This window comes from Saliniramus sp. (genome assembly GCF_035311605.1).
In the GTDB taxonomy this organism is placed as follows: domain Bacteria; phylum Pseudomonadota; class Alphaproteobacteria; order Rhizobiales; family Beijerinckiaceae; genus Saliniramus.
The window spans coordinates 1-10,413 of record NZ_DATGCW010000087.1; the positions used below are offsets into that span (position 1 = coordinate 1).

At 65.0% G+C, this 10,413-nt stretch carries 9 protein-coding genes and 1 riboswitch; of the genes, 7 read left to right on the forward strand and 2 right to left on the reverse strand.

Annotation, left to right across the window (positions count from 1 at the left end):
• Window positions 1–257 precede the first annotated feature (257 nt).
• Both VKP01_RS04110 and VKP01_RS04115 read left to right on the forward strand, forming a co-directional pair.
• The gene (locus VKP01_RS04110; RefSeq protein ID WP_324410534.1) at window positions 258–1,295 is read left to right on the forward strand and encodes a phosphotransferase family protein; all 1,038 of its coding nucleotides are present in this window, start codon (window positions 258–260) and stop codon (window positions 1,293–1,295) included.
• The gene (locus VKP01_RS04115) at window positions 1,292–2,074 is read left to right on the forward strand and encodes an SDR family NAD(P)-dependent oxidoreductase (protein ID WP_324410536.1); all 783 of its coding nucleotides are present in this window, start codon (window positions 1,292–1,294) and stop codon (window positions 2,072–2,074) included. The genes VKP01_RS04110 and VKP01_RS04115 overlap by 4 nt, the downstream gene beginning before the upstream one ends.
• A 36-nt stretch (window positions 2,075–2,110) precedes the next feature.
• Here the strand turns inward: VKP01_RS04115 and puuE are convergent, their stop codons facing one another.
• Together puuE and uraH are read right to left on the reverse strand one after the other, a co-directional pair.
• A complete protein-coding gene (puuE, locus tag VKP01_RS04120) occupies window positions 2,111–3,514 on the reverse strand; it encodes an allantoinase PuuE (RefSeq protein ID WP_324410538.1) in 1,404 nt (467 codons plus the stop codon).
• Between the two features lie 4 nt (window positions 3,515–3,518).
• Window positions 3,519–3,875 (reverse strand): hydroxyisourate hydrolase, encoded by a 357-nt coding sequence (gene uraH / locus VKP01_RS04125; protein WP_324410539.1) that lies wholly within the window; start codon window positions 3,873–3,875, stop codon window positions 3,519–3,521.
• 197 nt (window positions 3,876–4,072) lie between these two features.
• Here uraH and VKP01_RS04130 point away from each other — a divergent pair, with 197 nt between their 5' ends.
• From VKP01_RS04130 to VKP01_RS04150, 5 genes are all read left to right on the forward strand, one after another.
• Window positions 4,073–4,468, forward strand: coding sequence for a DUF2306 domain-containing protein (locus VKP01_RS04130; RefSeq protein WP_324410541.1), 396 nt, complete (start codon window positions 4,073–4,075; stop codon window positions 4,466–4,468).
• 144 nt (window positions 4,469–4,612) lie between these two features.
• Window positions 4,613–7,492 (forward strand): DNA gyrase subunit A, encoded by a 2,880-nt coding sequence (gene gyrA / locus VKP01_RS04135; protein ID WP_324410543.1) that lies wholly within the window; start codon window positions 4,613–4,615, stop codon window positions 7,490–7,492.
• Window positions 7,493–7,619: 127 nt separating this feature from the next.
• A riboswitch (cobalamin riboswitch) is annotated at window positions 7,620–7,844 on the forward strand.
• Window positions 7,845–8,062: 218 nt separating this feature from the next.
• Window positions 8,063–8,902: an ABC transporter ATP-binding protein gene (locus VKP01_RS04140; RefSeq protein ID WP_324410545.1), complete on the forward strand. Its 840-nt coding sequence runs from the start codon at window positions 8,063–8,065 to the stop codon at window positions 8,900–8,902.
• Window positions 8,899–9,888 carry an ABC transporter substrate-binding protein gene (locus tag VKP01_RS04145; protein ID WP_414706512.1) on the forward strand — a complete coding sequence of 330 codons (990 nt, stop codon included), beginning with the start codon at window positions 8,899–8,901 and terminating at the stop codon, window positions 9,886–9,888. Before VKP01_RS04140 ends, VKP01_RS04145 begins: the two co-directional genes overlap by 4 nt.
• A gap of 83 nt (window positions 9,889–9,971) precedes the next feature.
• A partial coding sequence (locus VKP01_RS04150; RefSeq protein ID WP_324410549.1) for an iron chelate uptake ABC transporter family permease subunit occupies window positions 9,972–10,413 on the forward strand: 442 nt, incomplete at its 3' end.

Below are 10,413 nucleotides of genomic sequence, written 5' to 3' on the forward strand. Positions count from 1 at the left end.
GAACCCCGCTTCGATGCACCGCCGCCTCCCGCTTCGAGCGAATGGAACCCCTGGAACGATGTCGGGGTGGGCAATGATCGGGGCGTTGCGGAGGATGCGCCGGGCAACTCCATCGGCGCGAGCGGGTTGTACTGAACCTTCCGCGCCGGCAATGGCGTTTTTCAAATTTGCCCATCCGCTTCGCGGTGATTCCGCGCGAATGGCGGGCGCAGCTGCGTTAGACTGTATGTCGACAGCCATTGCATGCGAGCGACACAGTGACTACAGCCATCACCAGCCTCGATACAGAAAGCCTCGGCGCCTATCTCGCCGGAAAGATCGCCGGCTTCGGGACATTGCAGAAAGCGGAGAAATTTGCCGGCGGGCAATCCAATCCGACTTTCCTCCTCACCACCGATACGGGTCGCTACGTCCTGCGCCGCAAGCCGCCGGGGCAGTTGCTGAAATCCGCCCATGCGGTGGATCGCGAATATCGCGTCATGCAGGCCTTGGCTGATACCCCCGTCCCGGTGCCACGCATGCACCATCTTTGCGAGGACGAGAGCGTCATCGGCTCGGTCTTCTTCGTGATGGATTATCTGGAAGGCCGGATCTTCTGGGAGGCGCTGCTGCCCGATTGTGATCGTGCGGAGCGGGTTGCGCTCTATGACGCCATGAACGCGGCGCTCGCAGCATTGCATGATGTCGATCCAGCGGAAGTGGGATTGTCCGATTTCGGCAGGCCCGGCAGTTATTACGAGCGCCAGATCGGACGCTGGGGCCAGCAATACCGCGCCTCGGAGACCGCAGTGATTCCCGATATGGACGCGCTGATCGCATGGCTGGAGGAAAACCAGCCGGCGGATGACGGCATGGTCTCGTTGGTCCATGGGGATTTCCGCCACGACAACATGATCTTCGATCCCGGCGCGCCGCGCATCCTCGCCATTCTCGACTGGGAATTGTCGACGCTGGGCCACCCCTACGCGGATCTCGCTTATCAATGCATGCAATGGCGCTTGCCCTCGCAGGGCGCCTTCCGGGGCATGGGCGACGCCGATCGCGTGGCGCTCGGGCTTCCAACCGAGGCGGATTACGTCGCGCAATACTGCGCCCGGCGCGGGATCGATGGAATTCCGGACTGGTCCTTCTATATCGCCTTCGCCTTCTTCCGCCTCGCGGCGATCCTCCAGGGCGTCTACAAACGCGCCCTCGACGGCAACGCCTCCAATCCGGAGCGCGGCATCCGCATGGGTGAGACCGTGCCGCTGCTCGCGCAGATGGCCATGGCCGAGATCGCGGGAGAGGCCTTGTGAGTACCGATTACGCGGGCAAGGTGGTTCTGATCACCGGCGCTGCCGGCGGTTTCGGGCGCGAGGCCGCGCAACGCTTCGCCGAGGCCGGCGCAAGGCTCGTGCTGACCGATCGCGACGCGGGTGCGCTCGCGGCGCTCGCGGGCAATCTGGCTGACGGCGCGGTCGTCACGCAGGCCGGCGACATCACGGATGAGGCCACCGCCGAGGCGGTGATCGCGGCGGGCGTCGCGGCTTTCGGGCGCATCGATGTCGCCATCAACAATGCCGGGATCGCGCCGGATCTGATGCGCCTGTCGGAGACCCCGGCGGAGGTGATGGAGCAGGTGATGCAGGTGAATGTGCTCGGCACGTTTCATTGCATGTGTCGCGAGATCGCGGTGATGCAGGAGCAATTCGCGCAAGACGGGCGCGGCGGTGTCATTCTCAATATCGCCTCGGTCGCCGGTCTCGTCGGCGCGCCGCTGCTCGCCGCCTATGCCGCATCGAAACACGCCGTGGTCGGGCTGACCCGGTCAGTGGCTATCGAGACGGCGAATCGCGGCGTGCGCATCAACGCTCTGTGCCCGTCATTTGCGGCGACGCCGATGGTCGATGCCATGGTCGAGAGCATGCAGCATGAGCCCGACGAGGCGCTGGCGCGACTGGTCTCCTCCGTGCCCATGGGGCGCGCCGCGACGGCCAAGGAGGTGGTCGATGCCATGCTCTGGATCTGCAGTGACGCCAACAGCTTCATGACGGGCAACGCCGTGGCTCTCGATGGCGGGCTCTCGGCGGGTTAGGCCGGGTGTCAGACCCGCTCGCGTCAAACTCTCGCCTCAGACCCTTTCCTGCAGGCGCAGCAGCGCGATCTGGCCGATCTCGCGCATGGCGGTGTCGAACTCCGCATCCGGGTCGTTCTTGAGCCGCGCCTCGAAAGCGGCAAGGATCTCGCCCTTCGATCGACCCTTCACGGCCATGATGAAGGGGAAATCGAATTTTGCCTTGTAGGCATCGTTGAGTTGGAGAAACCGGTCGCGCTCCTCCTCTGTCAGGGCGGTGAGGCCGGCGGAGGCCTGTTCGGCCTGCGAATCGGGCGCCATTTCCGCGACCTGCAAACGCCCGGCGAGATCGGGATGGGCACGGATCAGCGCGAGTTTCGCCTCGCGCGAGCTTGAGTCCAGCACCGCCATCATCGCCTGATGCAGCCCCTCTGCCGTGTCGGCCTGGGGCCCGAGTCCGGCCTCGTGGGTGCGCTCGGCGATCCAGCGGGAATGCTCGAACACGTCGCCGAACAGGCCGACGAAGAGCCCGCGCGCCATCTTCGAAGGGGTGAGATGCGCCGGGCGGTGATGGCGCGCCCAGTGACGGGCGATATCGATCCGGCGCGCCACCCAGACCTGCTCGTGGCTCGCGACGTAATTGATGAAGCGCGCCAGCGCCGCCGCGCGGCCCGGGCGCCCGGCGAGGCGGCAATGCAGCCCCACCGACATCATCTTCGGCGCATCCTCGCCCTCGGCATAGAGCGTGTCGAACGTGTCCTTGAGATAGGTGAAGAACTGGTCGCCCGCATTGAAACCCTGCGCGGTGGCAAAGCGCATGTCGTTGGCGTCGAGCGTATAGGGCACGACGAGCTGCGTACCGGCGTCGCTTTCGATCCAGTAGGGCAGATCGTCGGCATAGCTGTCGGCGCTGTAGAGAAAGCCGCCTTCCTCCATGACGAGATCCAGTGTGTTGGGGGAGGTGCGGCCCTGGTAGAAGCCGAGGGGAGGCGTGCCGGTGAGTTCTTCCTGGATGCGGATCGCCTCGCGGATATGGGCGCGCTCTTCGTCAACGCTGAAATCCTTGTAATCGATCCATTTCAGCCCGTGGCTGGCGATCTCCCAACCGGCCTCGTTCATGGCCTCGACGGCCTGGGGGTTGCGCGCCATGGCGCTCGCCACGCCGAAGACGGTAACGGGCATATCGCGGGCGGTGAAGAGCCGGTGCAGCCGCCAGAACCCGGCGCGGGAGCCGTATTCATAAAGCGATTCCATGCTGGGATGACGCTGGCCGAGCCAGGGCTGCGCGCCGACGATGTCGGAGAGAAAGGCCTCGGAGGCGCGGTCGCCGTGCAGGATGTTGTTCTCGCCGCCTTCCTCGTAATTGACCACGAATTGCACGCAGATGCGTGCATCACCCGGCCAGCGCGGATGCGGGGGATTGCGGCCGTAGCCGATCATGTCGCGCGGATAATCGGGCATGGCATCAACTCCCGCGATAGGTGGTGCAGCCCCAGGGCGAGGCGAGCAGCGGCACGTGGTAATGCCCGTCCGGCTCGGCGATGCCGAAGCGGATCGGGACCTCGTCGAGAAAGGCGGGTTCGGGCAGGGCGGCGCCTTGTGCACGGAAATAATCGCCGATGGCGAAGACGAGCTCGTAGCGCCCGCAGATGAAGGCATCGCCCGTGAGCAGCGGCCCGTCGGTGCGCCCGTCGGCGTTGGTGCGGGTCTCGACGAGGATGGTGCGGCTGCCATCTGCATCGAGCCGGTGCAGCGTGACGGCGACGCCGCCTGCCGGCTTGCCGTTGGCGGTATCGAGCACATGGGTGGAAAGACGGCCCATGGCAGCACTCCGTTCGCTGGATGACGATTCGTCTGCGCCCAATGAAGCAGCTTGCGCGCCGGCTTTCCAGCCCCTGGGCGGATTGCGGGGCCTGGCACCGCGAAGCATGGCTCCGGCATTGCTATCCCGGAAAGGGCAGGCTTGTTATCGTCTCGCGTGATCGTGGTCGATTCTCCTTGCGCTAACGGACTGCCCTGATGAATTTCGATATCCTGCTCGCCGCCCCGCCAGCCATCCAGATCCATGCCTTCGCCGCGCTGGGCGCGCTGTTTCTGGGGCTTGCCCAGTTCACCACGCCTGCCGGAGCGCCGATCCATCGCATACTCGGCTATGGCTGGGTCAGCCTGATGCTGGTGACGACGCTGTCGTCGTTCCTGATCAGCGCCAATCCAATCATCGGGCGGTTCAGCTGGATCCACGGGTTATCCGTTTTCACCACGGTGATGATCGTCGTCGCGATCATCAAGGCACGCCGGCACGAGGTGAAGGCGCATCGGGCGATCATGATCAATCTGTTCATTTTTGCCCTGGTTCTGACCGGCGCTTTCACGCTGCTTCCCGGTCGCGTCATGCATGCGGTGGTGTTCGGTTGAACTATCCCCGGCTCAATCGGCGCCGGCGCTTGAAAATGCGGGCGAAAACCGCCATCACAAAACCGGATTGTCGTGCAGATTCGGCAGGGCCCGGCACAAGCCCGGTTCCGCGCCGCCCCCACGTTTCGACGAGAAAGAAAAACCTTGGCCGATAACGATCAGACCCGCCCCGATGGTCCGCCGCCCGGCGGCGACGTGAAGAGCATCTCCATCGTCGAGGAGATGAAGAAATCCTATCTCGATTACGCCATGAGCGTGATCGTCTCGCGTGCGCTTCCCGATGTGCGCGACGGGCTGAAGCCTGTGCATCGGCGCATCCTCTATGCGATGCACGAGAGCGGCTACATGCCGGAGAAACCCTATGTGAAATGTGCGCGCGTCGTCGGCGACGTGATGGGTAAATATCACCCGCACGGCGATTCCGCGATCTATGACGCGCTGGTGCGCATGGCGCAGAATTTCTCCATGCGCCTGCCGCTGATCGACGGACAGGGCAATTTCGGCTCGGTGGACGGCGATCCGGCGGCGGCCATGCGCTATACCGAGTGCCGTTTGGCGAAACCCGCCGTGGCGCTGCTCGACGATATCGACAAGCAAACGGTCGATTTCGACGAGAACTACGACGGCAAGGAGATGGAGCCTGTCGTCCTGCCGGCGCGCTTCCCCAATCTGCTGGTGAACGGCGCCGGCGGCATCGCGGTGGGCATGGCGACCAATATCCCGCCGCACAATCTCGGCGAAGTGATCGATGCCTGTTTTGCCTATATCGCGAATCCGGCGGTCACTATCGAGGATCTCATCGAGATCGTCCCCGGCCCGGATTTTCCGACGGGCGGGCTGATCCTCGGATATAGTGGCGCCCGATCGGCCTATAATACCGGGCGCGGCTCGGTGATCATGCGCGCGAAGGCGGATGTCGAGGAGATCCGCAAGGAGCGCGAGGCGATCATCATCACCGAGATCCCCTATCAGGTGAACAAATCCACCCTGATCGAGCGCATCGCGGACCTGGTGCGCGAGAAGCGGGTGGAAGGCATTGCCGATCTGCGAGACGAATCGGATCGCGACGGCATGCGCATCGTCATCGAGCTCAAGCGCGACGCGGTGTCGGATGTGGTGCTCAACCAGCTCTACCGCTTCACGGCTTTGCAATCCTCCTTCGGCTGCAACTTCGTCGCCCTCAACGGCGGGCGTCCGGAGACGATGAATCTCAAGGACATGATCCGTGCTTTCGTGGATTTCCGCGAGAGCGTCGTCAGCCGCCGCACCAAGTTCCTGCTGGGCAAGGCACGCGATCGGGCGCATGTTCTGTGCGGGCTGGCCATCGCGGTCGCCAATATCGACGAGGTGATCCACCTCATCCGCACCGCGCCCGATCCGAATGCCGCGCGCGCCGCGCTGATGGATCGCGACTGGCCGGCCTACGACATCGCGCCGCTGATCGCGCTCGTCGATGATCCGCTGCATCGCGTCGCCGAGGACGGGACCTACCGCCTGTCGGAGACGCAGGCGCGCGCCATCCTCGATCTGCGCCTGCAGCGCCTCACCGCGCTCGGTCGGGACGAGATCGGCGACGAGCTGAAGAAGCTTGCTGACGAGATCCGCGACTATCTCGAGATCCTGAGCTCGCGTGCACGCATCATGCAGATCATCGGTGAGGAATTCGCCGAGATCCGCGAGGCCTATGCCACGCCGCGCAAGACGCAGATCGTCGAGCATGACGCCGATTTCGACGTCGAGGATCTGATCCAGCGTGAGGACATGGTCGTCACAGTCTCGCATGCCGGCTACATCAAGCGCGTGCCGCTCTCCACCTACCGTGCGCAGCGGCGCGGCGGCAAGGGACGCTCGGGCATGGCGACCCGCGAGGAGGATTTCGTCACGCGGCTCTTCGTGGCCAATACCCACACGCCGGTGCTGTTCTTCTCCTCACGCGGGCAGGTCTACAAGGAAAAAGTCTGGCGCCTGCCGCTTTCGGCACCCAATGCCAAGGGCAAGGCGCTGGTCAACATGCTGCCGATCCATCAGGACGAGCGCATAACCACGATCATGCCCCTGCCCGAGGACGAGGATTCCTGGGACAATTACGATGTGATGTTCGCGACCGCGCGCGGCAATGTCCGCCGCAACAAGCTGTCGGATTTCGTCAACGTCAATCGCGCCGGCAAGATCGCGATGAAGCTCGACGAGGGCGACGCCATCGTCGATGTGCAGGTCTGCTCTACGGATGACGACGTGCTGCTGACCACGTTGAAGGGCCAGTGCATCCGCTTCGCCGTGCCGGAAGTGCGTGTCTTCAAGGGCCGCGATTCCACCGGTGTGCGCGGTATTGCGCTGGGGCCGGATGACAAGGTGATCGCGCTCGCCATCCTGCGCCATGTCGCGGCGACGGCGGAAGAGCGTCAGGCCTATCTCAGACACGCCTCGGCCATGCGCCGGGCTGCCGGCGCGGAACTGGAGGAGGGCCTTCCCGGCAATGGAGCGCCCGTCGATGCCGAGGACGCCGCAGATATCGAGCTCGGCCAGGAGCGCTATGCCGAGATGGGCGCGGCCGAGCAATTCGTGCTGGGCCTCTCGGAGAATGGTTATGGCAAGCGCTCCTCGGCTTACGAGTACCGTGTCACCGGGCGCGGCGGTAAAGGGATTACCGGCATGGTCACCAATGACCGTAACGGCAAACTCGTCTCGGCCTTCCCTGTCGAGCAGCATGACCAGCTCATGCTGATCACCGATCGCGGCCAGACCATCCGCGTGCCGGTGGATGGTATCCGCATCGCCGGGCGCTCGACCCAGGGCGTGATCGTGTTCAACACCGCCGCTGACGAGCGGGTCGTCTCCGTCGAGCATATCGAGGGTGAAACCGAAGCGGCCGTGGTTGATGACGAGGTCGATCTCGGCGAGGCGCCGCAAACGGAAGCCGGTTCCGCAGAGGGCGCCAGTGCGGACGAGGCACCGGGTGCAGAGGATCCGGGTGCTGACGATTCCGGGCAAGACGATTCCGGGCAAGACGATTCGGAGCGTTGATCTCCGGGCAGCCTTGATCTCGCCAGCAGTCACGATCGGCGGCGATCGGCCAGACAGGCCGGTCGCCGTTTTCATCGGTAAAACCGCGATCGGTGGGATATCGACCCTTGGCCGGCGCAACCGGCCCTGCTACCAAGATCGCGATGGTGCCCGGATGAATCCGGGAGAATAGGGAAACCGGTGCGCGGATCGTCTCCTGCGAGATGATCTCCAATTCCGGTGCTGCCCCCGCAACTGTGAGCGGAGAGCGCCCCCTTCATGCCACTGCTTCGGGGAACGGGAACGGGAGCGGGAAGGCGGAGAGGCGCGATGACCTGCGAGCCAGGAGACCTGCCATCGCCGATGCAACACCAGACCGGCGGGGTGTCCGGAGGAGGCCACATGATCAAAGCGCGCTCACGCGTGTCATGCGTCTGGCAACCTGCGCCCCCTGCTTCCGCAGGCAGAGGGCCCGATGCAGCACGCAAATCCGCATTCTGAGAGCATGATCGGCGAATCGCGTCCGCCTTGCAGCTGTCATTGTCGCGCGCTCATGACTCCGCAAGGCGCGATGCAACGCCAGGCAGGGTCATGAGCTGTCCGCCTCCCGCCGCCGCGCGGCTCGCCCTCGACGCCGTCTCCTGGGGGAACGGCATCCTGCATCCGGTCAGCCTTGACCTCGCCCCGGGTCGGGTTCTCGGCGTGCTCGGCGCCAATGGCGCGGGCAAATCCACGCTGTTGCGGCTGATCTACCGTTTCCACAAGCCGCAAGCCGGTCGCATCCTGCTCGACGGGCAGGATATCCGGACCATGCCTGCGCGCCGCGTGGCGCAGTGCGTGGCGGCGGTTTTGCAGGAGCAGCCGACGGATTTCGCCCTGACCGTCGCGGAGATCGTCGCGCTCGGACGCGCGCCGCATCGGCGGGCGCTGGCAGGCCTCTCAGCGCAGGATTGGCATATCGTCGATCACGCGCTGGAGCGGCTTGAGCTGCATGATTTCGCGCAGCGCTCCTTCGGCACGCTGTCGGGCGGTGAGCGCCAGCGGGTGATGGTAGCACGCGCGCTGGCGCAGGAGCCGGGGCTGATCGTGCTCGACGAGCCGACCAACCATCTCGATATCCGCCACCAGCTCGAAGTGCTGCGGCTGGTGCGCGGGCTCGGTGCGACGGTGGTCGCCTCCCTGCACGATCTCAACCTCGTCCACGGTTTCGCCGACGACCTGCTGATTCTGGCCGACGGTCACCCGCTTGCTTTCGGGCCGGTGGGGGAGGTTTTGACGCCCGAACTGATCGCGCGCGCCTTTCGTGTCGTGGCGACGCCGCGTGCGTCAGTGGGTTTCGACTTCGCGCTGCCCAGCGAAGCGCATTTCGGGGCAGCGCCGCATTTTCCGCCAAACACATCAACCAATCCGCAAAGCGAGACATCTTCATGAAATCCGCCCGCCCGGCAATCGCCGGCCTCTGCCTTGCCAATCTTTTTCTCGTCGCGCCGATGACCACAGCCGAGGCCCATCCCGTCACGGTGAAGAGCTGCGACCGTGAGATCACCTTCGATGCCCCGCCGCAGCGCGCAGCCTCGAATGACGTCAATCTCACCGAGATGATGCTGGTGCTCGGCCTGACGGATTCGATGGTGGGCTATACCGGGATTTCTGGCTGGAACAAGCTTGACGAGGCCATGCGCGAAGGCGTGGCGGAGCTTCCCGAACTCTCCGAGCGCTACCCGTCCCGCGAGGTGCTGATCGGCGCCGATCTCGATTTCTGGTTCGCCGGCTGGAATTACGGCATGCGCGTGGGCGGCGAGGTGACGCCTCAGGCGCTCGCGCCTTTCGGGGTCGCGGTGTATGAACTGACCGAGAGCTGCATCCACATCATGGAGCGTAAGCGTATCGCCATCGACGACATGTTCAACGATATCCGCAATCTCGCCGCTATTTTCGGCGTAGATGCCCGCGCCGAGGCGCTGATTGGCGACTGGCAGAGCGAGCTCGATGCAATCGCGCAAGAGATCACCCGGGGCGAGCCCCTGCGCGTCTTCGTCTATGACAGCGGCGAGGACACGCCCTTCACCGCCGGGCGCTATGCCATGCCGACCGCGATGATCGAGGCGGCTGGCGGACGCAACATCATGGATGATGTCGAGACTTCCTGGACGCGGGTCGCCTGGGAGCCCGTGGTCGAGCGCGATCCGCAGGTCATCATCATCGTCAATTATGGTGAGGTGACCGCCGAGGAGAAGATCGCCTTCCTGCGCGGGAATCCCGGGCTCGCGGAGATGGATGCGGTGGTCAATGACCGCTTCGTGGTGCTTGATTACGTCGAGGCGACGCCCGGGCCGCGCAACATCGCGGCGATCCGCACCCTCGCCGAGGCCTTCCACGGCATCGATCTGGCGGCGATCACCGGCGCGGCGGAGTAAGGCAGATGCGCGGCATGCCCGGACCTGAAATCGCGGCGCCCGTGATCGCCGCGAAAGCGGGCGTGCCGCGCCTTCGCTCCGGGATGCGCATGGGCATCTGGGGGATCGGGATCGGGCTCTTGCTGTTATCACTCTCCGCCGCCGTCAGCCTCGGGGCCGTGCCGGTCCCGCTGACGACGGTCTGGGGCGTCATCCTCGATCGCATCGCGCCCGGCCTGATCACACCCGACTGGTCCGCCGGGCGCGCGGCGATCGTCTGGGAGATCCGCCTGCCGCGGGCGCTGCTCGCCGCGCTGGTCGGGGCGGGGCTTGCGCTGGTGGGGGCTGTTTTGCAGGCCGTGACGCGTAATCCGCTGGCGGATCCGCACCTACTGGGGATCTCCTCCGGCGGCGCCTTCGGGGCAATCCTCGCGCTCCTGCATACGGGGATGTTTCTCGGACTTGCGACTGTGCCGGTCTTCGCCTTCATCGGTGCGCTGGCTGCGACGCTGCTGGTGCTCGCGCTCGCCAGCTTCGCCCGGGTGA